The organism is Domibacillus robiginosus, from assembly GCF_000966195.1.
GTDB classification, from domain to species: Bacteria; Bacillota; Bacilli; order Bacillales; family Domibacillaceae; genus Domibacillus; species Domibacillus robiginosus.
Map to the genome: position 1 here is coordinate 1 of NZ_LAHL01000012.1, position 23,071 is coordinate 23,071.

Consider the following 23,071-nt stretch of genomic DNA (forward strand, 5'->3'; position numbering starts at 1 on the left):
ACATTCGTGCGTTGAACAAACTCAACGGCATCACTTACAGAAGTCACTTTATTTTCATCGCCTGCGTTCTGGCTGCCGACATGCCCTAACTCTGCTTCTACTGACACCCCGACCGCATGAGCTGTTTTAATAATCGCATTGGTGATTTGAATGTTTTCTTCAATTGGCAGCAGTGAACCATCGTACATTACAGAAGTAAAGCCCATCCGGATGGCTTCCATGGCTCTTTCGTATGTTCTGCCGTGATCTAAATGGAGAATAACTGAGGCTTCCATAGTTTGCGCTTTCTTTTTGATAGCGCTTACTAAAGACTCTACATCTAAGACAGGAAAATGCCGGTCAACAATTCCCACAACAACAGGAGCTTTTAATTCTTCTGCTGTTGATAACACTGCATCAATCATCTCAAGATTCAGCACATTAAATTGAGGGATAGCATACTTCCTCTTTCGCGCATCTAAAAGTAATGATGCCCCTGGTACTAATGTCAAGATATCGCCTCCTAACTTTTTTAAAATTCCGAAAATTTAATTTGATTTTTCTTTACTCGGTTGCTATATTTTAAATATAAACATATTTCGTTTTGTTGTCTATACGAAATTTAAAGAAAATAAAATTATTTCATTCGAAACCAATTTGATCAAAACGAAATAAAAATTTCAAAAAGGGGGTGATTGAAAATGACAAAGCAAGAAAGATTAAATAAAATCTTAAAAATTATACACCATTTTAAGACTGTTTCTGTAAATGATCTTAGTTCACAGCTTGGTGTATCCGAAGTAACCATTCGAAAAGATTTAGGTAATCTAGAGAAAAATGGAATGATCATCCGTTCTCATGGAATTGCCAGTACCTTATCAGAAGGGCTTGTTCCTTCGTTTTTCACGCGGGAACGGATAGAAATGGATGAAAAACATTATATCTCTCAAGCCGCTGCTGCATTAATTAAAGATGGTGAATCTGTTTTAATTGATTCAGGAACAACTCCTCTTATTGTGGCTAAGTTTTTGAAAGATAAAAAAATCTCTGTTGTGACAAATTCCATCCCTGTATCAATGGAACTTGCTAATTTTAATGGTACGATTGCTGTTACAGGAGGAGTTCTTTTATTCAGCAGTATGGCTTTATGTGGCCCCGATACCGAAAACTATTTAGACAACATCAAAGTAAATAAACTAATCCTTGGAGCAAGCGGCATACATCTGGATAGCGGTCCTGCAACCTCTTCATCAATTGAAGCTTCTGTAAAACAAAAAATGATTAAAACCGCTCAGGAAGTAATTTTAGTTTTGGACCACACAAAATTTTCCAAAATTAGCGTCTCTTTAATTTCGAGCTTTTCTGATATTGATGTTATTGTGACGTCATCTAAAGCTCCAAAAGAAGCTGTTGAAGCTCTTAAAAAACAAGGTGTAAACGTAATTGTTGTAGACTTAGATAAAGTTTTAATTAATAATCAAATAATAGAACGTGCAAAATAAAAAGAATAGTATTTCGTAACGAATTATATACTTAACAATAATTAGAAAGCGGTTTCATATTTTCAGAAAATCTAAGTATCTATCATAAAGACAGTCTAATTTATCCGTCTCTAAACATTGAGGCTTAACTTCTAAACTCTAAGGAGGAATAAAAATGACAAGTGAAGTAAAGACAACCGAAATAAATGAGTTGTTTTCCAAATTGGACAGTTTAAAAGCAGTTGACCTTTCCCCTTTAATCGAGCGTGGTATTCCACGATATCCAACTCACCCTCATTTGGTTATTGATCAAACAGTAGTTCATGAGCATGATGGTTACTACTGCCAAACAATTAGCATGGCAGAACATACTGCATCGCATGTTGATTCTCCGGCTCATATCCACCCTGATATGATGGATATTACAATTGAGACGTTCCCTGTGAATTATCTAATTCGGCCTGCGGTTGTCTATGATTTGAGTATTTTTAATCCGCAACCGGGTGATTTAATTACATTGGATCAAATATTATCCCTTGAAGAAAAAATGAAAGATAAAGTACAAGAGGGTGAAATTGCTTTATTACATTATGGGTGGATGAAATATTGGTCAGTAAAGGAAGATTGGAAGTGGTATGCTTCAAATGCGCCTGGCTTGCATCAAGATGTTGCAAAATTGTTTAAAGATCGGGGGATACGTGCAGTAGGAAGTGACACCATTGCGTGTGACCAAGCTATGGTGGATGGTGTGTCAAAGAAATCCTATGGCCACGACGAATATTGGCTGCCAAATAATATTCTTATTATGGAAAGTCTTACTAACTTGGACCAGATTTCCACACGCTCTTTATTTATTGCGTCACCACTTAAAATTCACAAAGGTTCTGGATCTCCAATTAGAGCTATGGCCTATTGTACAAAATAAATAATATCAAAGACTGCTCAGAATTTGAGCAGTTTTTGATATATGGAAATCATCCCTAAACATCATCTCTTTTTTTTTGTTAAATTAGAGAGCTCAAAACTTTCCATGCTTTTTGCAGTAAGATTAATTATCAATCGGTTTCATTGCTTTTATCTTCCAATTTTTGTGTTTTATTATTGGAATTTTCCACAGCATTTAGTAACAACTATACCCAGCACACAAGTTTCTCAAAAATTATTTTGATTGATTGCCTGAGGATTTGTTTCCATGTTCTTTCTTTTATTGTATTCCGCATAAATAGTTGAACGGGGAACACCAGTCAACTTTGAAATATCTGAAATGGTTATACCCCGGTCTTCTCTCGTTTCAAATAATTTTATCGCTTGTTTAATATTCTCATCTGGCTGACCCTTTCTCCCCATCTTCTTTCCGTTTTTCATTGCTCTTTTCCGGCCTTCTCCCGTGCGCGAGACAATCATATCCCTTTCAAACTGAGCAAAGCTGCCAAGCGTGTTAAATAACAGCATCTGAAATGGATCATCTTGTGAATTAGCTCTGAATGTCATATTATGATCAATGAACGTTATACTGACTCCCTTCTCCATTAACTCCCTGATAATCTTATTCAAATCCAAAATGCTTCTGGCTAAACGATCAATCTTAGTTACATAAATATGGTCACCGGAACGGGCATGTTTTAGAAGTGCTTGGATTTGTTCTCGCGCTGCCATTTTTGTTCCGGTCACTTTCTCAATAAAAAATTGATCTTTTTGTACACCAGCTGCTTCTAACCGTTCAATCTGAGTTTCTAAATCTTGACCAATTGTACTTACTCTCGCATAACCAAGCTTCACCCTTTACACCCTTTCTTTTTATTGAATTGACATTATTTTTCTTTAAGAGCTTCCCAAAGTTGCCGAAGCTTTCGCAAATCCTCTTCACTTGCATTTGAAAGGTCGTTATACCAATAGTTGAGTTTTGGATCTTGAATGACTAAATCATTCTTAGTAGGCTTATATTCATCTCGTCCAATAAGCCAATCCGTAGTAACCTTATAGAAATCTGCTAATATTTTTAATCCTTTAATAGTAGGGTACCGCTGCCCTTGTTCATAGCTTGACAAAGCAGAAGTCGATAAGCCCAACGATTTGCAAACACCGGTCTGAGACAATCCTTTTTCTATTCTGACAGTCCTTAGTCTTTCAGCAAATACAGAATGAGAGTTTTCAGCTTTCATGCAAAACAGCTGCTTTCTTTTTTTGGTCTCTTAGAGTGTATTGTTTTATTTTGAACATTCTAAGTTCCACCTTTCCTCACTAATTAGCGCTCATACATACTTTAATTCTTCGACTAAAGAATCCCTAACTTCTTCCTTAAAAAAGTACCTTCCCCAACTATAACATCCATATTATACCACAAACAATCTATATTATTGTTAGATTATAGACATTTAATTTAGACTATTTTTTAGACACTATATTCACATGAAATGAACCACTTATTTAAAATAAAAAAGAGCGTCTAAAACTTTTAAATTCTAGACACTCTATCTTTAGTAGGCCTGGTAAAAATATTATCAACCTAATCAACCACACCAAGAAGAGAAGGATATACCTTTTTACTGGAGAATGATGCCCCTTTATTTCATTATTACCTCTTGCGCCGCTTTTGCCAGTCCAAGAAATTCAGTTCTGACCGGTTTCATTTTTAAAAGGCTGTTTAAGCTAACTGTCTTTTGATTTTCTTTTTCTTGATTAATCTGCTTAGTTGAAAGAACAAAAAACTCCCACTGGTTCAGATTCAGTGGATTTATAGCGCTTCGATCCTGTTCATTTAGCAAACAGAAAACATACATATCTGCATTTCTCCTTGTTTCTACCGCATATGTATTCGTACTGGCTTCCTACCCCTTTGCAGGAGCAATCCTAAAGCTGATGGCTGAATTTTTTACTTGCTGCCATGACCGCACATAAGCGGCTGACTTTACTTCAACCTTGATACCTGTCGGTGTTACAAGGTCAAATGCATTCCACTCAATTCTCATTTTGTTGTTTGCAGTTAAAGCTTTTGCTACAACTCCTCAAATGTTCCGCGAAGAGCATTACTTAGAAGATCTGATTGGTTCCACTGCCAAAATTCCAAAAGTCGCATATCTGTCTCAGTATTCCTAAGCAGGAATCGTTCTTCATTGGAAAGAGCTGCTTCTTGACCTGAAAGAACGTGGTACAAAAGAAGTTCTTCTGTTTATTTCGGATGACCGGAAGGACATCACCAATAGTATTTTTAGCGTTTATCCAGACACCCCGTACCAGACATGCCTTGTGCACCTTGCCCGAAAATTTGCCTACAAAGTGCGTGTGACAGACCGGGCAAAATCTGCGGTGACTTTAATCATCCTTCCTACTACGCTTTATTAATTTCAATGTATTACTTTACAAATCCCTCTGTCTAATTAAGCTAGGCCTCATTTCTTGAAAAGCAAGGGATGAGGCCTGGTTTATTGTGTATTTGCAAATGCAGCAAATTAGAAAACTTGTATCCAATTGTAAGTATTGGGACCTTTCCGCCTTCAACCTGTATATTTCTCAGAAAGATAATTTTCTTCGTTTTGTTTTTCTTCATCCGGCGATTTCATAAATTTCATCAGTACAGCACCAAGGAAATACAAGCCAGCAAAAATCCACATTACGCCGTGAACGCCGACAATTCCAATAAAGGCTCCAACGATCGCTGGTGCAATAAAGTAAGACATTCCGGCACCAAAGCTTACCACAGCCATAGCAGAACCTTTTTGATTAGGCGCTAATGAAGTCACAAGAGCTGTAAGTGGTACAAAGCCACAAAGGACGATTCCAAAAAAGATTCCAACTACCGTCATTGCCCAGAAACTGTTACCGAAGACCTGAGGGGTATAAAGCATAACCAATGTCATGACACCACAACCGAAACTGCCAATCCACATAACCGTATTACGCCAGCCTAGCCATCTGTCACTGATGTACGGGATAACAAGGTTAAATGAAATATTCGCCACCCACATTGTTCCCCAAACCTGCAGCCATTGCCCTGTACTAAATCCATATTCAGAAGACAGGTATAGAGGAAAGAAGATTGGGAGAGCACCGATACCGGTTGAATTGATGATACGGACGATCCCGCCGATCGCCACTTTTGGCTTTTCCACACAAATGGTCAATCCGCTCAATAGACTTTTCATTTTTTCTTTTGAATTGCCTTCAGAGCGAATTCCTTCATCTTTCACAACTAAAAGTCCAACTATTCCACCAACAATTACCCAGACAACAGCACTCCACATCAATCCGATGTATCCTATTTTAGGAATCATGTACGCCGGGAAATAACTTCCGACAACATATAGCCCGCCGCTCCAGGCAGCCCAGAACAGACCGACAGCTGTCGCCATAATACGATCTGGACTGCGATATGTCACCCATACTAAAAACGAGTAACAAAATAATGGATATCCAAATCCGCGCAGCGCATAGGTTGGCAGCATCCAAGCATAATTATGGTCTTTCAAGCCAAATTCAATAAAAAGAATTTGCCCAACCAGCCAGAGAAGCAATCCCGCCAGCATGACTCTTCTTGGTCCCAAAGCTTCTGTCAGTACACCAGAAAAGTAAGAGGCAACGGCCAGCACCGCTCCATACGCTGTAAATAATGTAGCTGATTGTTGAACAGTCAGCCCCTGTTCAACAAGATATGGAGAAAGCCATCCGTGCTCAAGACCGTCGCCAACCATAAAGATTAATGTTGCGACATAACCCCAAATGACAGCAGCTGGAAGTCCTCGTTCCTTTTTTGAAATCGCATTCATTTCTATCACCTCAACCTCACATTTTGTTATAGTGCCTCATGATGTTTATAGACAATTTGATGAGCAGGAGAAGAGTTCTCCTGCAACGGACATCAATACTTTAAAACGCACTGGCACGTGGCTCCATAAACAAATATGACTTGTTATTCCCACTGCACTTTTGTGAATGGTTCTTTAAACCATATCTTGTTCAACAGAATCATAACCGTCTTTCAATTTAACTATGAACTTCCTGCTTTGTGTTTACTTTCACCCATTTTTGTTGTTGATGGCTTTCTAAAATCGCATCAGTAATGCACATAGATAAATGTCCATCCTTAAATGTAGCAAAATTAGGTTGATCGCTTAGAGGATCTTTGTTTTCTCTGACAAACGTATAGAAATTTAACATTCCATTTTTCAAAGCATCCGGCCATCCTTCATTATGGCCGCCTGGATGGTGAATTGCTTCTCTCGCTTCCTCAGCAAATAAAGCAGGATCGGCTAAGAGAACTTTATTTGGCTGGTCTCGATGGCCAATCCATAGTTTCTCAGGTTCCTCTTGATTCCAATACGCTGAATGGCAGCTTCCATTAATTTCAAAACTTAATCTGTTTTTTCGGCCTGCACTTACCTGGGAAACCGTGAATACACCTTTTGTTCCATCTTCAAACCGGATAAGAACCGATGCATAATCTTCTGTATTAATTGGAATGTCTTCGTATGTTTCTTCCTGGTCGTTCTGTGCACCAAAGGTAGCTACGTTTGAAGTGGATTTTTTCCTTACCGGGATAACTGTTGCTAAATCAGCAAAGACTTCCATAATTTTTTTACCTGTTACGTATTGAACGGTATCACACCAGTGGGAGCCAATATCGGCTACAGCTCGGGATTTCCCCCCAAATTCGGGAGCCAGACGCCAATTAAAATCTGTTTCAAACAATAGCCAGTCCTGCAAATAGCTTCCGTGAACCAAATTGACTTTTCCTAATTCTCCATTTTGTATCATGGTCTCTAACTGCTTTACAATCGGGAATTGCCGGTAATTAAAGTTAACCCCATGTACGACTTTATGTTCTTTGGCCAACGCTAATAATTCTGCCGATTCCTCGCTGGACATCGCTAAGGGCTTTTCAGACAACACATGCTTGCCTGCGCGTATGATCTCTTTGTTAATCTCAAAGTGAAGGTGATTAGGGGTACAGTTGTGTATAACTTGAATGTCATTGTCCTGCAACATTTCACGGTAATCACCGTAGGCTTTAGGAATGCCAAGTTCGGATGCTTTTTTCTCAGCTGACTCTAAGTTGCTCCCTGCTAATGCCACGACTTCTACAAATCCAAGTCTTCTAACAGCTTCGATATGAGTAGGGCCGATAAAGCCTGTACCAATAACTCCGACTTTTATTTTTTCCATGTTCTTTCTCCTTCCTGCGAAATGAAAAGTTTTTTCTTTTAGGGGAATCCGTATTCACCTTTAATAGATAGAGAGGGCGCTGGTTAGCATCCTTTATAAAATTTTTGATTTATTTTACTTCTGCTGCAACCTTTGTAAGGTTCACCCATTCGCCTTTTTCCGCTGATTCCAGAATCGCATCTGAAATCACTGCGATTTGGTAGCCGTCTTCAAAGTCAGGTGAGACGCTTGTATCTTCTACAATAGATTTCATAAAGTCATATGTTTCAATAATTTTCGTTTCACCGTAGCCGATTCCAAGTGCCGGGATTGGCCATAAACCTTCACCGTATGGATGAGCAGGACCTGTGTACACCGTTCTGAAGCCACGGCTGTCGCCCGGATCATCTGAGAAGCACACTTGCAGTTCATCGCGGCGTTCATAGTTAAAGACGAGCGAGCCTTTTTCACCGTGAATTTCAAATGTTAAGAAGTTGTTGCGGCCCCATGCGTTGCGGGTTGCTTCAATGCTTCCAACAGCACCATTTTCAAATTTCACGAGTGTCATGAATTCATCATCTACATCAACCACTGCTTTTGGTACATCTTCATCTGCTTTTACTGTTCCAAGCTTATCGACGCCGCCGCTTTGAATTGGTCGTTCGCCAATCCATGTTTTTGCAACAGCGTTTACATCTGAAATCTCCCCGACAAGGTAGCGTGCAAAGTCAATCACGTGTGTTCCGATATCGCCAAGTGCACCGGAACCTGCACGGTCTTTTTGGAAGCGCCATGAAAGGGGTGAATTCGGATCAGCCGACCAGTCCTGCAGGTACGTGCCGCGGAAATTTAGGATTTTCCCAAGCTTGCCTTCTTCAATGTATTTTTTCGCCAGCGCAACCGCTGGTGTTCTGCGGTAGTTGAACGCAACCATATGCTTTACGCCTGCTTCTTTTACCGCATCTAGCATGGTTTTCGCTTCCGCTGCATCACGCGCAAGCGGCTTTTCGGAAATAATATGCTTGCCTGCTTTAGCTGCAGCGATCGCAATTTCAGCATGAGAATCATTTGGCGTCACGATATCGATAATATCGATTTCCGGATCTTCTACTACTTTTCTCCAGTCAGAAGAATAGTTGTCAAAACCAAGGCGTGCCGCTGCATCTTTTGCCAATTCGTCTGTTACATCTACTACTGTGTGACGGTGTGGAATTACTGGAGCCGGCCAGAAAAACATCGGCATCCCTGCATACGCAAGTGCATGCGCTTTCCCCATAAATCCTCCGCCAATCATACCTACGTTTAACTTTTTCATTTCATTTTCCTCCTAAATGGTCATTATTTTTATTTTGCTGTGCTTTGAATTTCTTCTTTTCCGGCTGCTTGGGCTGCTCTGCTAAAACTCGCTCTCTAGGTACATCCCAAACAGCAAAGCTATTTTAATTCTCTTCCTTTATTACTTTTCAAATGAAGATAGGAAACGCCAGCTTATTTCTGCTCCTTGCTTCGGCACTTCATAGCTGTCCAATTCAACTGTAATCCAATCGTCGTAACCGGCTTCATTCAGAAGGCGGAGCATCTCATCAAACTTCTGATGACCTTCACCGAGCGGTAGAAATTCACCATTTTGATAGTCTTTAAAATGAATGTATTTAATTCGGTCTGCATACTTGCGGACCACCTCAACTGGATCACCCCCGCCAGCTTCAATATGAGCCGTGTCAGGACATAAGCCAATTGTTGTATGCTGCATCAGCTTATCCAGCTGTTCCGGTGCTTCAACATTTGTTCCAAGATGCGGGTGATAGGTTGGAATGAGCCCTTGCTTTTCAGCAATTTCTTTTACTCTATTAAGTGCTGCTCCTAAATCTTCGTAATCGCTTTCCCGGATACCGGTTGAACGAACTGCCCCTCCGCCAATCACTAAGTGGCGAGCGCCAAACTCAGCAGCCAGTGCCGCTGTTTCTTCAATTTTTGTAAGTTCTTCTTCTAAAATATCCGAATAAATAAAGTTGCCGCCTGTATAAACACCGATCAGCGTTAACTCGTATTTTTCCATCAGCGCTTTAAATTCTTCTTTATTGTTCTTATATTGCATTAGGTTTCCATCAAAAATTTCAAATCCTTTAAAACCGGCTTCCGAAATCTCTTTTAATGCTTCTTCGGTAGACCCATTCGCTAAGTAATAAAGATCTTTTATCGAAGTGACTCCGGCAGGATGACCGACAACCCCGCCCCACGTATTTGTTTGGTATCCAAATTTCATTGTTTTTCCTCCATTTTGAAATAGTTTGTAAAAGTGCAACATCGATTGCGAATGCGGCTCCACCACCTCCTTAAAGGAATAACTTAAGATGATCAAGAATGTTTATCAAAGAGTGCTCCGTAAACGTTTACATCATCTGCAAAATTTTTTATAGCCTATCTGTCTTTCTCTGCACAAAAACTCTTTATTAGCAAGATCAATCGCAATTGCTCCTTAGGTCTATCTGTAAACGTTTACATCAACTTTTTAAAAATGCATGTTTTTAACGGCTGCATTTATGGCATGAATTCCGAGGAACAAGCTTGTTCTCTAAAACATGCTGTAATTTTTCTAGCTCCTGTTTTGTCACGAGGCCCATCAGCAATTCCTTCGCTACCGTTTCCGGCTTGCTTAACACCCTGGATACTGTAGCGATTAAAATGTTTGCCTGTTTAGCTGCCTCTTTCATTCCTGGCATGTTAGGATTCTCTTTTCTTTTTTATTTCTTATTGTTTGCTATAACCGCATTGTAACCGTATCCAATTTTAGTGTCTAACCGCCTTCCGACATAATTTTCTTCCATTCAACAATATATTTCTTAGGTTTCAGACTTAAAAATTGTCCTTTTAAACAAAAAAAGTAGAAATTTAAAAAAATAAAAAAGCTCAGCAACTTGTGTTGAGCTCGGTTTGCAGAAAAGCCTTCATCTTGAAAGCGATGTTTACAATTTTTAGGTATGATGAAACTATCCAAACCTTATGGGGGATTTATATGTTATCAAAACATCCAAAAAACTCTGGAATAAAATGGAAGTGATTGCGCCGCCCAACCAACTTGTGCCAGCTGACCACCTAGTTCACATAATCGGGGCGGTGATCGACTGCGACTTCATTTATCCATTGGTAGAAGACATGTATTCAGCCGATAACGTGCCTCTTCTCCAGTTAAGTGCTCGTAGACAAACCGGCAGCAGCCGATCGTTTGGTTAATCAGTTGTTTTTGCTCGTCACTTGGATGAATTTTAAACCGAAAGGCTTTAAAATGAAGGTTCTTTTTTTCATCTTTTTTGGTTTTTATCATTTTTCTCAACCGCTGAACATTTGTTCTGCACCTAATTATACCCTTTTAGCAATAGAGCGTTCAAAAAAAAAGAATGACTGAAAGAGCAACGATTCATCCCCCACTTAGTAAGCTTGAAGTGGGGGTGTTCTCGCCGAAGATGATAAAAACCCTGGCCTTTGTTTGATAGAAGAAGCGGGCTAAGCAGGAGGATGGTTTGCTATTTTACAAGGTCCTGGCTTGTTTGTGCGACAGCCAGATCAATTTTTGCCTGTTCTTCCAGGCTGTAAGGGTGGTAATAGCCTTTTTCCATCATATATTTGCTGATCTGTTCATGGGTTGAAATAGTGGCCATCAGCTGTTCACGCAGGGCCGAACGCAATTCAGGTGTGGCGGCTTCCGTGAGCGCAAACGCCGCATTTCTCACGCCGGATTTAGCAGAAATCAAAAAGTCTGTTGCAATCACCTGATCCGTCATTCCACTCATTCCCGCAACGTTTTTAAATAATTCATTCATTGTATAATGCCCCCTCCCGGTAAAAATGTTTTTAGCTGCTGAAGGTGCTGCTGGCCTGCTTGTGCATCTGCTTCAAGCAGGGTTTTTAATTCCGTGTCCTGCGCAAGCTTGCTCATCGTCGCTGATTTTGTTGTACAGAGGCTTTTAAAAACGACTAATTCATGCAATTCCAGAGACTCGTGCTGGCCTAAATGATTCCTCACATTGATCACCTCTTCAGTTATTCATCCACGCTTCTTATTTTGGCTCTTCACCTCCTGCTTATTCAAACATACACGGATTTAATCCTCTGAATAAATGAAGAAAATAAAAGGGAAAATGAAGTTGTGACTAATGATAGGGGTGAGAAATATGAACCAAAAAAAATTGGCCTTTCATGAAACAATGGAACTCCACGAAATGATTAACTTTAAAACCGTCTGTATGCTGAAATCAAAACTCATGCAGGGTGCCTGCTTTGACAGTGATTTAAAAGCGATGATGGAAAAAGATGCACAGCAGTCAATTCACCAAATGAATGAATTATTAGAGCTTTATAAAGGAGCCAGAACACTTTAATTTTTGGAGGTGGAAAGTGTGAATGACTATTTAGATCCGATTAATTCAGTAGGAATGCCCGAGCTTGCTGATTCCGGCATTGCAATAGAGTTTTTGCTGTCTGTAAAAAATGGAGTAAGAAACTGTGCGGTGGCTATAACAGAAGCAGCTACGCCGGAAGTCCGCTCTGTATTGATCAAACATCTGGAGCAGGGCATTGATCTTCACGGTGAAGTAACGGAATTAATGCTGCATAAAGGCTGGCTCTATCCGTATGATGTGGATAAACAAATGCAGCTGGACATTAAGTCCGCTGAAACGGCTGTCGACATTGCCCGGCTGCCACTCTTCCCGACCAATACAAATCGAAAAGGGTTATTTCCAACCCCGCCTAAATAAATATGACCATCGTGGAGGAGGTTTAATAAATGAAAGCTGTCACATATCAAGGTGTAAAAGAGGTTGTTGTAAAAGAAGTAGAGGCGCCCACTATTCAAAAACCGGATGACATTATTGTCAAACCCACATTATCAGCAATCTGCGGGTCCGATCTGCATTTGATTCACGGCATGATTCCCAATCTTCAGCCGGATTATATTATCGGACATGAACCGATGGGAATCGTGGAGGAAGTCGGTCCGGCTGTTACAAAAGTGAAAAAAGGAGACCGCGTCATAATCCCGTTTAACATTAGCTGTGGGGAATGCTGGTTTTGTAAGCATGAACTGGAAAGCCAGTGTGACAACTCGAATGACAATGGTCAAATGGGCGCTTATTTTGGCTATACTGGAACGACAGGGGGATATCCTGGCGGGCAGGCAGAATATATGCGTGTTCCATATGGGAATTTTACACCGTTTAAAATTCCGGAAGACAGCGAGGTCGAGGATGAGAAACTCGTCCTCTTAGCAGACGCCGCTTCGACGGCTTATTGGACCGTTGACAATTCCGGCTTAAAAGAAGGTGATACAGCTATTATTTTCGGCTGCGGACCAGTTGGACTGCTCGCTCAAAAATTTGCCTGGTTAAAAGGCGCAAAACGTGTGATTGCGGTTGATTATGTGGGGTATCGTCTTGAGCATGCGAAGAGAACAAATAAAGTGGAAATTGTGAACTTTGAAGAAGAGCAAAATATCGGCAATTACCTGAAAGAAATGACAGGCGGCGGGGCAGACGTCGTCATGGACTGCGTGGGAATGGACGGAAAAATGACGCCTATCGAATTTCTGGCGACCGGCATGAAACTTCAGGGCGGTGCTTTAGGCGCTCTTGTCGCAGCCAGCCAGGCTGTCCGCAAAGGCGGCACGATTCAAATAACAGGTGTATATGGCGGAATGTACAACGCTTTTCCGCTCGGTGATATTTTTCAGCGCAATGTCAATATTCGAAGCGGCCAGGCTCCTGTTATTCACTACATGCCTCATTTGTATAAGCTGATTGCGGAAGGAAAAGTCGATCCGGGCGATGTGGTTACCCACATTCTGCCGCTTGATCAAGCAAAAAAAGGATATGAATTGTTTGACACAAAAACGGATGACTGCATAAAAGTTGTACTGAAACCATAAATACAAAAAAGAAGCGCCTTCGCCATGATAAACTGAGCCCCGAATGGTGGACAATTTTAAAAAAGTGACCCTATTCGGAGTTCAGTTTAGGATGCTCCTATGTTTGAAGGTAAACTGTCCAACTTGCATAAAAGTCTTGTCTGCTTTTATACTTACCTTCCTCTTTTTATTGTCACTTTTTATAACTTCTCTTTCTCCAATGACTTATTGGCTGGTGCAAACCAGCCGATCAAGGCAATGGCCACTAATACGCCATAAAAAACCAGCGTCCAGGCAGTGCTGTGTGGAAAGTGATGGTCTAGGAACCCAATATCCTCGTGGGCAAGCGTAATGACAGCCAGTTTGACACCGACCCAGGCTACAATGGCATAAGCCGTTGTTTCCAAAGCCGGACGCTGGTCAAGAAGTTTCACAAACCAGGTTGCTGCATACTTAATCAGGATAAGGCCGGCAATCCCTCCAATTACAACAACTATAAATTGCCCTCCATCCATGCCGCCAAAATCCTCAAGCGGTGAATCCGGAAGACCAAGAGCTAAAGCAACCGCAGCCAGAATCGAATCAATCGCAAAAGCGAGGTCCGCTAGGGCAATCTTTCCTACTGTAGGCCAGAAACCTTTCCCAGCAGCATCCTCTTTGACCTCCTCACGAATATTTTCATTTTCTTTCCCGAAACGGGCCTTAATCACATGCTTTAAGCCTAAGTAAAGAAGATACGCTGCTCCTATCGCCTGGATCTGCCAGACATTTGCAATAAACGAAATGGCAAAAAGCGCCGCAAATCGGAAAGCAAATGCCATTATGATTCCATGATTTATCGCTCTTTTTTTCTGATCTTCGGGTAAATGCTTGGCGATAACCGCCAGCACAAGGGCGTTATCAGCCGATAGCAATCCTTCTAATCCAATTAAAATTAACAATGTCCAGGCATATTCCAGCCAGAGTGACTCCATTCATCCCTCTCCTTCCTAAAACGTAAAGTGTGTTGTAAAAATTGCAATATTAACAGTATTACCCTTCTAATTCGTAGGTAACCTATTGAATACGGTGGTTTCTTAAAATGTTTCTTCTCTATACGCTAGCAAAAAAGCGCTCCGAGCCGGGGCGTTTCAAACACAACATAATACCCTTATGTTGAATTGGTTTCAATTTTGATGGATGTTTTCTTATTATTGGAAAAACTGTCGCGATAGTAAAATCCCTTTAAGAATTTGCTTATAAATAGAAAAAAACATTCATCAATTTTGTTTTTATCCCTTTTTAGTTTAATTTTATCGAGTTACATACTTCGGATCGAACTAATGGATAATAACAATGAAAGGAAAGAAACTAAAATAAACGGAGTGAAGTAAGTTGCCGGATTTTTTAAATGATATACCGTCATTGCCATATCCCTTAAAGATATTACTTTTGTTATTTTGTGGTATTTTTCTTCTTCGCACTGCAGGAAAGAAGTCACTTTCAGCAATGACCGTTGCAGAAGCTGTAATGAGGATTGCAGTTGGCACAATCATTATTGGACCTTTAGCGTTAAAGACGGAGTGGGAAGCCATTTACGGAGGTACGTTGTTTATTATAGGGATTGTCTTATTAATGAAAATGCAAATATGGTTCCCAAAATTAAGAGAACTATTCATAGGAGTACCATCTGTATTAATTAAAGATGGAAAGATGAGATTAAATGAATTAAAAAAAGCGCGATTAACAACTGATGAACTGGAAGTCGCACTTCGCCAGCAAAAAATCGGAAGCATTGAAGACGTAAAACCGGCTATATTAGAACCTAACGGACATTTATCGACTGTTCTAAAGCCGGGTAAGGCTCCCGCAACCAAAGAAGATATTCAAAAAGTATTGGACCTATTAGCTGAAAACGGGATTCATTCTTCTTCAACAAAGGAATCTTCCCCCACTACACCACCCTTGTTCAAAGAAGCTTATGATGAATCGAAGAATATGGATTTTAAGCCTGAAGAGTCCTGAATTTAGTTCTTTTTTCTTGCGCGGCCAGTGTATTTTCTTCTTCGGCATGTTTTCACCATCCATATAATGTAGTCGCTGAATTCTAAAAACTATTAATTTAAGAAAAGCAAAGGACCGGACCCAAAGGCAATGAAAATGGACTTCGGGTCGGTCCTGATTTGTTTTAAACTTTATTGCGCTGCTTGTTGAATAACATCTGGTGCATCTGTGTGGTAAACCATTTTCCAAGATTCCAAAATGTTTTCCTTCGTTACATTTAATGAAGGTACTGCAACATATGGCGGTGCTTCTTTTCCAAGCAAGGAGTACCCTGACAAAATCGCTTCAGCAATCCCTTGGTCATATGGAAGCTGTGCACCAAGCCCTTTTACAATGCCGCCTTGCGCAATATCGAGAGCAACGTTTGTCCCAAGATCAATCGTTGTGATAACAAGGTCGTCTTTTCCTGCTGTACGGGCAGCGGAAAGCACTCCTTCAGCTGGTACATCCCATACCGCGAAGATCCCATCTAAATCATTGTTTTTTGTCAACATAGCAGATGCGATTTTTTCACCTGTATTTGGATCTGTAATACCGCTGCGTGCAACGATTTCAATGTTTGGATACTTTTCTTTAATTGTTTTTTCAAATGCTTCCGTGCGCTGGCGTGTAACAAAGAAATCTGCATCATGATAAATCACGCCGATTTTCCCTTTTTCTTCAAGCTGGTCAGCCATAATTTCTGCTGCCTCTACACCGTTGCCATAGTTATCAGCAGAAACAACGCTGATATAATCTTTCCCTGCTACTAACCCCTGCGGTGCGTTATCCATGAAAACTAATTTTACACCTGCTGCCGCTGCTTTTTTGTACGCGTCGGCTGTTGAAACAGGATCTACCGGAATACTTACGATAATATCTGGATCTTTTGCCAGTACTGTTTCAATGTCAGACACTTGCTTTTCTGCTTTGAATTGTCCATCTGTTACTGCAATGACTTCGATTCCCATCCGTTTAAACGCGGCTTTTAATCCATCAATTTGTGCTTTAGACCAGTCATTGCCCGCATAATGCATAACGATTGCGGCTTTATACTTTCCTTCTTTTACTTTCGCAATCTCTTCTTCTGATAAATTAAGTGTCTTGGCAGAAATTGCTCCTTCTCCATTTGGCCCTTTACTTAAAATCTTCGTGCCGCTTGGAATATCCTCACTAATGGTTAAAGCGCCCGAATCTGGGAGCTCGGCTGCTTTTTGTTCTGTTTGGCCTTTATCAGAACCTGCATTTTGGTTTCCACATCCTGCAAGAGCAAGAAAAGCGCCTAACAGTACGGTGATGAACATTAAAAACGTTTTTTTCATGTTAATACCTCCTTTTTCTGAAACCGCTTTCTAAATTATCCTAAGAAATAAAAACCTATTGATGCGAAAAACTGACATTTCTATAAATGATTTTATTGACTTGCTACTGAACCCCCATCTACGCGAAGATTCACTCCATTAATAAACGATGCATTATCGGATACTAAATACAAAACTGCCGACGCTACTTCTTCTACTGTGCCTGGGCGCTTCACCTCAATGTGAGGGCGATGATTTACAAGAAATTCCTGAACAGCTTCATTAAAAGTGATATTTTGTTTTTGGGCAGATTCCTTTAATACTGTCTCAAGCAGCGGAGTCATGATAAACGCTGGCGATACTGTATTAACCAAAATTCCATTTTTCGCATATGCTTTTGATAAGCTTTTCGTAAAATTGATTAAAGCAGCTTTTGATGCGTTATAGTGCGGCATAAAAGCATCCGGCTGAACGCCAGACTCTGAAGAGATATTAATAATACGCCCATAACCCGCTCTTTTCATGTAAGGAATGACTGCTTTTGTCACCCGTACGGTCCCAAACAGGTTCACGTTAAACAGCTTCTGCCAATCTTCTATTTCTAAAGTTTCAAAGTCATCGAAGCCGCTGACGACCCCGGCATTGTTTACCAGAATGTCAATCGTTTCGTAGCGTTCAATAATAGAAGAAATAAGATGATCTACATCTTCCTGTTCGGACAAATCTGCTTTTATTGCGAGGACATTGCCGCCTTCTTGCTTAATCTCTTTTTCAGCTTCATGCAGCGCTTCTTCACCGCGTCCACAAATAATAACGCTTGCCCCTTCGGCAGCCAAGGCTGCAGCAATCCCTTTGCCGATTCCCTTGCTCCCGCCGGTTACAAGCGCCGTTTTGTTTACAAGATTAAGATTCACAGTTTCTCACTTCCTTTCCGGCCTGTATTATTAACCCTCTTCAGACACGTTGAATACTTCTACCTGAATCGGTTCGCTTAACACAAGCTGTACCTCTTCTGCAAACTGTTTAAAGTGGGCTGTTGCTTCATGATAGTCAATAGACTCTTTATCTTTCCATTTCTCCAAGAATACAAAACTGTTTGGCTGTTCTGGATTTTCATAAAACTGATAGCTTATATTTCCTTCTTCAGCTTGTGACGGGACTGCCACCTGCTTGGCTTTTTGAAGAAAATCATCACGGTGTTTTGGATTCACTTTTAAAAATGCATGAATAATAATCAATGATACTTCCTCCTTCTTGTGTTCATTTTCATCTGCTTAAACTGTTTGGACAATTTCTTTCATATGCTTGATTGACTGCTCTGTAAAATGATCAAAAATATTCGCTTCCCCTTGAAGCGATGACGCAAGATACGGATTTGACACGGCCGGTAAAAATTCCATCGTAATATATCCTTTATAGCCTAGTTCCTTTAGAAAAGAGACCACAGGCTTGAAGTCTGTTTGGCCAAGCCCGGCTGCTTCACGTGTATTATCTGCTATATGAACGTGAGCAAGATAAGGTGAAATCTTTTTTAAAGATTGAATCATGTCCCGCTCCTCTAAACTCATATGAAACAAATCAGCCATGATCTTAACACTTTCCAAGTCAACTTCTTTTACAAACCTCAATCCTAACTCTAAATTGTTAGCCAAATAGGTCTCGTACCGGTTTAGCGTTTCAAGAGCCAATGTAATATTGTGCTCTTTTGCATAAAGCCCCGCTTCTTTTACGCCATCAATGGCATAATTCCATTCTTCTTCGATGGTCGTTTCAGGCTGAACTTTCCCTACACATGTCGGTACAACAATAACAGTCGAAGCGTGTAAGCTTTTCGCTAAATTCACACATTTTTTCACGTATTCTACCGCATTTTTTCTCACTTGTTCATCTGCGGAGGAAAGGTCTCGTTCAGGTGTGTAAATTCCACAGATTGAGCTGCATTTTAACCCATACTTTTTAAGTAATTGCTTCGTGGCTTCAATGTTGATTGAATCAGGCTCTCCAGCTAATTCAACACCTTGATAACCGTATTTTTTTAATCTTTTTAAACTGTCTTCTAAGTTTTCATTACCGTAAATCCACTGTGTGGCACTATACTCAAACATGTAAATCCCTCCACCTATATGGGAGAAAAGGGATAAAAGCAAAAACAATCTCTGCCTGTATCCCGCTTCACCGTTTTTTTAATCAGCTACAGTAACTAGAAGTTTAATCGTATCCTTACTCTTGTCGGCCTCTACAATTCCATCTTCCAGCTGATCCAGTGCAACCGTTTTACTGAAGATATTGTGAGGGTTAAATCTTTTTGATGAAATTAATTCAATTGCTTTTACCCATGTTCCATACGTACCTGCATACGAGCCTACGATCGTTAGTTCTTTGCTGAAAATATCAAAAGGCTTAATTTGCATAGCCTGATCAGCAGGCGCGGCCCCGTATGCAACTAATGTGCCGCCTTTTCTTACTAGATTTAATGCCTGCTGATAAGTAGGAATCGCACCTACTACTTCAAATACAACATCAGCCCCTCGTCCATCTGTCTGATTAAGCACTTCTTGAACAGGATCCGTTTCTGAGGCATCAATGACAACGTCTACACCTAGATCTCTTGCTTTTTGAAGACGTGTCTGGTTCATTTCCGAAATAATGACTTTGGTTGCGCCATTTAACTTTGCCATCAGTGCATGCGCAAGACCCATTGGGCCAGCTCCGATAATGGCAACCGTGTCACCCATGCTGACACTTGCGCGTTCCTGTCCTCTTATGACACAAGCGAGTGGTTCGATATAAGCTCCTTCTTCCCAAGACATTCCCTCCGGCAATATATAAACATTATTTTCCGGAGCTTTCACGTACTCAGCAAATGCACCATTCACATGAACACCAAGCTGGGTAATATTTTCACAGAAAAGCTTTTGTCCTGTCCGGCAATAGTAACAATTTCCGCAGCTGATATTAATATCCGCTGTTACACGGTCTCCTACTGCAACACTTGTTACATTTGAGCCGACCTTCACAACTTCTCCAGCAAATTCATGACCTTGAATGAGCGGCATCGGTGCAGGAAAATGACCGTTGTAAATATGCGGATCTGTACCGCATACTCCGCATGCTTTCACTTTAATCAGTACTTCATTATCTTTAATTTCGGGAACCGGAACCCGTTCAATTTTTAAATTTTGTTTTCCGTATGTTACAGCTGCTTTCATTTCATTTGTCATCATGCTTCCTCCTTAAACAGGTTTTTCAGGAAAACGATCGACTCTTCCGTGTATTGATCATAAAACTCTTCACAGCGCACACCATTAAATGGATCGGCAAAGGCAGGCAATAGTTCCATTGTTAAATATCCGCTGTAGTTAATATCCTGAAGCGCTTTCTTTACAGGGTTAAAATCAATATGGCCTCTGCCAGGTGCCGCTCTATTGCTGTCCGCGATATGCAAATGATATAACTTGTCGCCAGCGAGGCGGATTGCATCGCCAATATCTACTTCTTCAATGTTCATATGGTATGTATCACCCATGCATCCAACGCTCGGTAAATCGATGGCATGTACAAGCTCCAGAGACTGTTCCATACGGTTAATGAAATAATTCTCATAGCGATTCCACGGCTCCACTGTAATTCTGACTCCGTGTTCACCTGCATAAGTTCCCGCTTCTTTAATTCCTTCAACAGCCCAAGAAAATTCAGTTTTTCTATCGGCTTCCTGGTGTATTTTCATACAGGCAGTGGGTGTTAGCGAAATGCCTGTCGCACCAATAAACTGAGCAAAGTCAACACAGCTTTTAATGTACTCTACTGCATTTTTTCTAATTTCTTTTCTGCTGGAGATTACATCTCTTTCTGGGTTATAAATTGCACAAATGGTAGAAGCAGCGATACTATACTTACTAAGCAATTCTTTAATGAGCACACGATCCTGTTGTTCAGGTTCTCCCACAAATTCGACGCCATCATAGCCGAATTTTGATAATCTAGCGATGCTCGTTTCAATGTCTTCCCCTGCATACACGAGTGTATTATATGAATACTTAATCATAGCGGCTTCCCCTTTCATTTCCTGCCTGTTTTAAATAGCAATACTGGAGCTTTTTATGCCCACCACATTTCCCCGACTTGCTCTTTAAACATCACGTCTTTTAATAAAGAAATCGCTTTGCCCAGCCCTTCATCAACAGAAGCAAGCATATCTTCGTGCTCGATCGACACCACGTAGTCATAGCCAACTGCTCGGAGCGCGCTCATGATATCTTTCCACATTTTTTCATTCTGTCCGTACCCAACAGAACGGAATGTCCAGGCACGGTTTAAAATGTCACTGTAGTGTTTTGTGTCAAGCACACCGTTAACATCAATATTGGCTTGATCTAAATACGTATCTTTTGCATGGAAATGATAAATGGCATTTTCTTTTCCAAGCTTTTTAATCGCTTCTACCGGATTAATTCCTTGCCAGAGAAGGTGGCTCGGATCAAAATTCGCACCGATCGCTTCTCCTGCATGTTCTCTTAGTTTCAAAAGCGTATCCGGGTTATAGACAACGAAACCAGGATGCATCTCGAGTGCAATTTGTTTGACTCCATGCGACTGTGCAAACTTTACTTCTTCTTTCCAATACGGGATAACGACATCATTCCATTGCCACTCCAGCATTTCTGCATACTCCGGCGGCCATGAACAAGTTACCCAGTTCGGAAATTTAGCTTCGGCGTGATCTCCGGGGCAGCCGGAAAAACCATTTACAACCGGGATTTCCAGACGTTCCGCAAGCTTCACGGTTTTTTGCCAAACGGCGTGAGATTCTGCCGCAAATTTTTTGTCCGGGTGAAGCGGGTTGCCATGGCAGCTCAACCCGCTTATTGTCATTCCCCGGCTTTCAACAGCTTTTTTAAACGCTTTTGCTTTCTCCGGGCTGTCCAAAAGCTCATCTGGATTACAATGGCTGTTTCCCGGATAATTACCGGTTCCGAGCTCTACTGCCTCCACGCCCATTTCTTGCAGCTTGTCCAGCATTTCCTCAAAGGGCAGCTGTTGATATAAAACAGTAAATACACCTAACTTCATAGTATTACCTCCTTAATCGACTCAACACTTATCCATTTTTGCTGTTCATGACTCCGTAGAATGGCATCTGTAATGCACATAGAGATGTGGCCATCTTCAAATGTGGCAAACGGTGTTTCATCACTATGCGGATCTTTTCCATCTCGGATAAAGCTGTAAAAGTTAATCATCATATTTTTCATTGCATCGGGCCAGCCTTCATTATGTCCGCCCGGATGGTGAATGGCGGATTTTGCTTCGTCTGCAAACAAGGATGGGTCGGCCATTAGAATTTCATTCGGTTTGTCACGATGGCCAATCCAAAGTTTTTCCGGTTCTTCCTGGTTCCATTGAGCGGACTGCTGGCTGCCATTTACTTCGAAACTTAGTCTGTTTTTTCTGCCCGCACTCACTTGAGAGACAGTGAAAACCCCTCTTGTTCCATCTTCAAAGTGGACAAGCACTGATGCATAGTCTTCGGTATTGATGGGGATATCTTCATAAGCGGTATCTACTGGTGACTGGCCGCCAAATGTTTCTCCTGTTGAAGACGGTTTTTTCCTGACTGGAATCACGGTCGCCAAATCTGCAAACACTTCAACGATTTTTTTACCTATCACATACTGAACCGTATCACACCAGTGCGATCCGATATCTGCTACTGTACGTGATTTTCCACCGACTTCCGGTGCTAAACGCCAGTTGTAATCTGTTTCATATAACATCCAGTCCTGCAGGTAGCTTCCGTGTACGAGGTTGACTTTGCCAAGCTGTTCTTTTTTAATCATGGAAGCAAGCTGTTTCACAATTGGAAATTGACGGTAATTAAAACATACGCCATGAACGACCTTGTGCTCTTTTGCAAGAGCAAGGAGTTCCGCCGACTCCTCACTTGACATTGCCAGCGGCTTTTCTGACAGCACGTGCTTTCCAGCCAAAACAATCTCTTTATTAATCGGAAAGTGAAGATGATTCGGTGTACAATTATGGACCACTTCTACTTCATCATCTTTGAGCAGGTCCCGGTAATCCCCGTACGCTCTAGGAATTCCGAGCTCTGCTGCTTTCCGTTCTGTCGACTCCTGGCCGTTCCCTGCAATCGCAACCACTTCGGCAAAACCAATTCGTCTAATGGCTTCTATATGAGTGGGCCCAATAAAGCCAGTGCCGATCACACCTACTTTTATTTTCTTCATTTA

General features: G+C 41.0%; 27 protein-coding genes and 1 pseudogene. 7 read left to right on the forward strand and 21 right to left on the reverse strand.

The annotated features are described in order from the left end of the window. Window positions 1–491, reverse strand: a 491-nt coding sequence (locus VP97_RS08370; RefSeq protein ID WP_172656749.1) for a class II fructose-bisphosphate aldolase, incomplete at its 3' end; no start/stop codon positions are given. A 189-nt stretch (window positions 492–680) separates the two neighbouring features. On the opposite strand from VP97_RS08370, the gene VP97_RS08375 reads away from it, so the two are divergent. Further along, a complete protein-coding gene (locus tag VP97_RS08375; RefSeq protein ID WP_050181313.1) occupies window positions 681–1,481 on the forward strand; it encodes a DeoR/GlpR family DNA-binding transcription regulator in 801 nt (266 codons plus the stop codon). Between the two features lie 154 nt (window positions 1,482–1,635). Beyond that, window positions 1,636–2,385: a cyclase family protein gene (locus tag VP97_RS08380; protein ID WP_050181314.1), complete on the forward strand. Its 750-nt coding sequence runs from the start codon at window positions 1,636–1,638 to the stop codon at window positions 2,383–2,385. Between the two features lie 227 nt (window positions 2,386–2,612). Here VP97_RS08380 and VP97_RS08390 read toward each other — a convergent pair whose 3' ends face one another. The 3 genes from VP97_RS08390 to VP97_RS23785 all read right to left on the reverse strand — a co-directional run bounded on the left by VP97_RS08390 (window position 2,613) and on the right by VP97_RS23785 (window position 4,429). Next, window positions 2,613–3,239 carry a recombinase family protein gene (locus VP97_RS08390; protein ID WP_050181316.1) on the reverse strand — a complete coding sequence of 209 codons (627 nt, stop codon included), beginning with the start codon at window positions 3,237–3,239 and terminating at the stop codon, window positions 2,613–2,615. Between the two features lie 32 nt (window positions 3,240–3,271). Continuing rightward, window positions 3,272–3,622 carry a helix-turn-helix domain-containing protein gene (locus tag VP97_RS08395; RefSeq protein WP_050181317.1) on the reverse strand — a complete coding sequence of 117 codons (351 nt, stop codon included), beginning with the start codon at window positions 3,620–3,622 and terminating at the stop codon, window positions 3,272–3,274. Between the two features lie 666 nt (window positions 3,623–4,288). Then, window positions 4,289–4,429, reverse strand: coding sequence for a hypothetical protein (locus VP97_RS23785; RefSeq protein ID WP_156153452.1), 141 nt, complete (start codon window positions 4,427–4,429; stop codon window positions 4,289–4,291). Between the two features lie 145 nt (window positions 4,430–4,574). Here VP97_RS23785 and VP97_RS23245 point away from each other — a divergent pair. Continuing rightward, window positions 4,575–4,760: pseudogene (locus tag VP97_RS23245) on the forward strand (transposase); the annotation flags it as partial. 194 nt (window positions 4,761–4,954) lie between these two features. Here VP97_RS23245 and VP97_RS08405 read toward each other — a convergent pair. The 8 genes from VP97_RS08405 to VP97_RS08440 form a co-directional block, all read right to left on the reverse strand. Further along, on the reverse strand, window positions 4,955–6,223 hold the full coding sequence (locus VP97_RS08405; RefSeq protein ID WP_050181320.1) for an MFS transporter: 1,269 nt from the start codon (window positions 6,221–6,223) through the stop codon (window positions 4,955–4,957). A gap of 217 nt (window positions 6,224–6,440) precedes the next feature. Continuing rightward, window positions 6,441–7,619 carry a Gfo/Idh/MocA family protein gene (locus tag VP97_RS08410; RefSeq protein WP_050181321.1) on the reverse strand — a complete coding sequence of 393 codons (1,179 nt, stop codon included), beginning with the start codon at window positions 7,617–7,619 and terminating at the stop codon, window positions 6,441–6,443. Window positions 7,620–7,728: 109 nt separating this feature from the next. Continuing rightward, the gene (locus VP97_RS08415) at window positions 7,729–8,913 is read right to left on the reverse strand and encodes a levoglucosan dehydrogenase (RefSeq protein ID WP_050181322.1); all 1,185 of its coding nucleotides are present in this window, start codon (window positions 8,911–8,913) and stop codon (window positions 7,729–7,731) included. A gap of 141 nt (window positions 8,914–9,054) precedes the next feature. After that, complete coding sequence (locus VP97_RS08420; protein WP_050181324.1) at window positions 9,055–9,864, reverse strand: sugar phosphate isomerase/epimerase family protein; 810 nt, start codon at window positions 9,862–9,864, stop codon at window positions 9,055–9,057. A 262-nt stretch (window positions 9,865–10,126) separates the two neighbouring features. Then, entirely contained in the window at window positions 10,127–10,321 is a 195-nt protein-coding gene (locus VP97_RS08425) for a LacI family DNA-binding transcriptional regulator (protein ID WP_050181326.1), read from the reverse strand. Between the two features lie 410 nt (window positions 10,322–10,731). After that, the gene (locus VP97_RS08430) at window positions 10,732–10,923 is read right to left on the reverse strand and encodes a helix-turn-helix domain-containing protein (RefSeq protein ID WP_050181327.1); all 192 of its coding nucleotides are present in this window, start codon (window positions 10,921–10,923) and stop codon (window positions 10,732–10,734) included. 199 nt (window positions 10,924–11,122) lie between these two features. Beyond that, window positions 11,123–11,419, reverse strand: coding sequence for a spore coat protein (locus VP97_RS08435; protein WP_050181328.1), 297 nt, complete (start codon window positions 11,417–11,419; stop codon window positions 11,123–11,125). Beyond that, window positions 11,416–11,622, reverse strand: coding sequence for a hypothetical protein (locus tag VP97_RS08440; RefSeq protein WP_050181329.1), 207 nt, complete (start codon window positions 11,620–11,622; stop codon window positions 11,416–11,418). Before VP97_RS08440 ends, VP97_RS08435 begins: the two co-directional genes overlap by 4 nt. A 148-nt stretch (window positions 11,623–11,770) precedes the next feature. Here VP97_RS08440 and VP97_RS08445 point away from each other — a divergent pair, with 148 nt between their 5' ends. From VP97_RS08445 to VP97_RS08455, 3 genes are read left to right on the forward strand one after another with little or no spacing between them, the layout of a single operon-like run. Next, window positions 11,771–11,977: a hypothetical protein gene (locus tag VP97_RS08445; RefSeq protein WP_050181330.1), complete on the forward strand. Its 207-nt coding sequence runs from the start codon at window positions 11,771–11,773 to the stop codon at window positions 11,975–11,977. A gap of 18 nt (window positions 11,978–11,995) precedes the next feature. Further along, window positions 11,996–12,355 carry a spore coat protein gene (locus VP97_RS08450; protein WP_050181332.1) on the forward strand — a complete coding sequence of 120 codons (360 nt, stop codon included), beginning with the start codon at window positions 11,996–11,998 and terminating at the stop codon, window positions 12,353–12,355. 29 nt (window positions 12,356–12,384) lie between these two features. Beyond that, a complete protein-coding gene (locus VP97_RS08455) occupies window positions 12,385–13,521 on the forward strand; it encodes a zinc-dependent alcohol dehydrogenase (RefSeq protein ID WP_050181333.1) in 1,137 nt (378 codons plus the stop codon). Between the two features lie 179 nt (window positions 13,522–13,700). Here the strand turns inward: VP97_RS08455 and VP97_RS08460 are convergent, their stop codons facing one another. Further along, window positions 13,701–14,474, reverse strand: a complete 774-nt coding sequence (locus VP97_RS08460; RefSeq protein ID WP_050181334.1) for a TerC family protein — start codon at window positions 14,472–14,474, stop codon at window positions 13,701–13,703. A gap of 400 nt (window positions 14,475–14,874) precedes the next feature. On the opposite strand from VP97_RS08460, the gene VP97_RS08465 reads away from it, so the two are divergent. Beyond that, window positions 14,875–15,504, forward strand: a complete 630-nt coding sequence (locus VP97_RS08465; protein ID WP_050181335.1) for a DUF421 domain-containing protein — start codon at window positions 14,875–14,877, stop codon at window positions 15,502–15,504. A 170-nt stretch (window positions 15,505–15,674) separates the two neighbouring features. On the opposite strand, the gene VP97_RS08470 is transcribed toward VP97_RS08465, so the two are convergent. From VP97_RS08470 to VP97_RS08505, 8 genes are all read right to left on the reverse strand, one after another. Further along, entirely contained in the window at window positions 15,675–16,844 is a 1,170-nt protein-coding gene (locus tag VP97_RS08470) for a substrate-binding domain-containing protein (protein ID WP_050181336.1), read from the reverse strand. A 92-nt stretch (window positions 16,845–16,936) separates the two neighbouring features. Beyond that, window positions 16,937–17,737, reverse strand: a complete 801-nt coding sequence (locus VP97_RS08475) for an SDR family NAD(P)-dependent oxidoreductase (RefSeq protein ID WP_050181337.1) — start codon at window positions 17,735–17,737, stop codon at window positions 16,937–16,939. A 30-nt stretch (window positions 17,738–17,767) separates the two neighbouring features. Continuing rightward, window positions 17,768–18,061, reverse strand: a complete 294-nt coding sequence (locus VP97_RS08480) for a putative quinol monooxygenase (protein WP_050181338.1) — start codon at window positions 18,059–18,061, stop codon at window positions 17,768–17,770. Window positions 18,062–18,097: 36 nt separating this feature from the next. Beyond that, window positions 18,098–18,928: a sugar phosphate isomerase/epimerase family protein gene (locus tag VP97_RS08485; protein WP_050181340.1), complete on the reverse strand. Its 831-nt coding sequence runs from the start codon at window positions 18,926–18,928 to the stop codon at window positions 18,098–18,100. A 78-nt stretch (window positions 18,929–19,006) separates the two neighbouring features. Next, entirely contained in the window at window positions 19,007–20,044 is a 1,038-nt protein-coding gene (locus VP97_RS08490; protein ID WP_050181341.1) for a zinc-dependent alcohol dehydrogenase family protein, read from the reverse strand. Then, window positions 20,044–20,868, reverse strand: coding sequence for a sugar phosphate isomerase/epimerase family protein (locus VP97_RS08495; protein ID WP_050181342.1), 825 nt, complete (start codon window positions 20,866–20,868; stop codon window positions 20,044–20,046). The genes VP97_RS08490 and VP97_RS08495 overlap by 1 nt, the downstream gene beginning before the upstream one ends. A 53-nt stretch (window positions 20,869–20,921) precedes the next feature. Continuing rightward, the gene (locus VP97_RS08500) at window positions 20,922–21,893 is read right to left on the reverse strand and encodes a sugar phosphate isomerase/epimerase family protein (RefSeq protein WP_050181343.1); all 972 of its coding nucleotides are present in this window, start codon (window positions 21,891–21,893) and stop codon (window positions 20,922–20,924) included. Further along, window positions 21,890–23,068, reverse strand: a complete 1,179-nt coding sequence (locus tag VP97_RS08505; protein WP_050181344.1) for a Gfo/Idh/MocA family protein — start codon at window positions 23,066–23,068, stop codon at window positions 21,890–21,892. The genes VP97_RS08500 and VP97_RS08505 overlap by 4 nt, the downstream gene beginning before the upstream one ends. Between the last annotated feature and the right edge of the window lie 3 nt (window positions 23,069–23,071).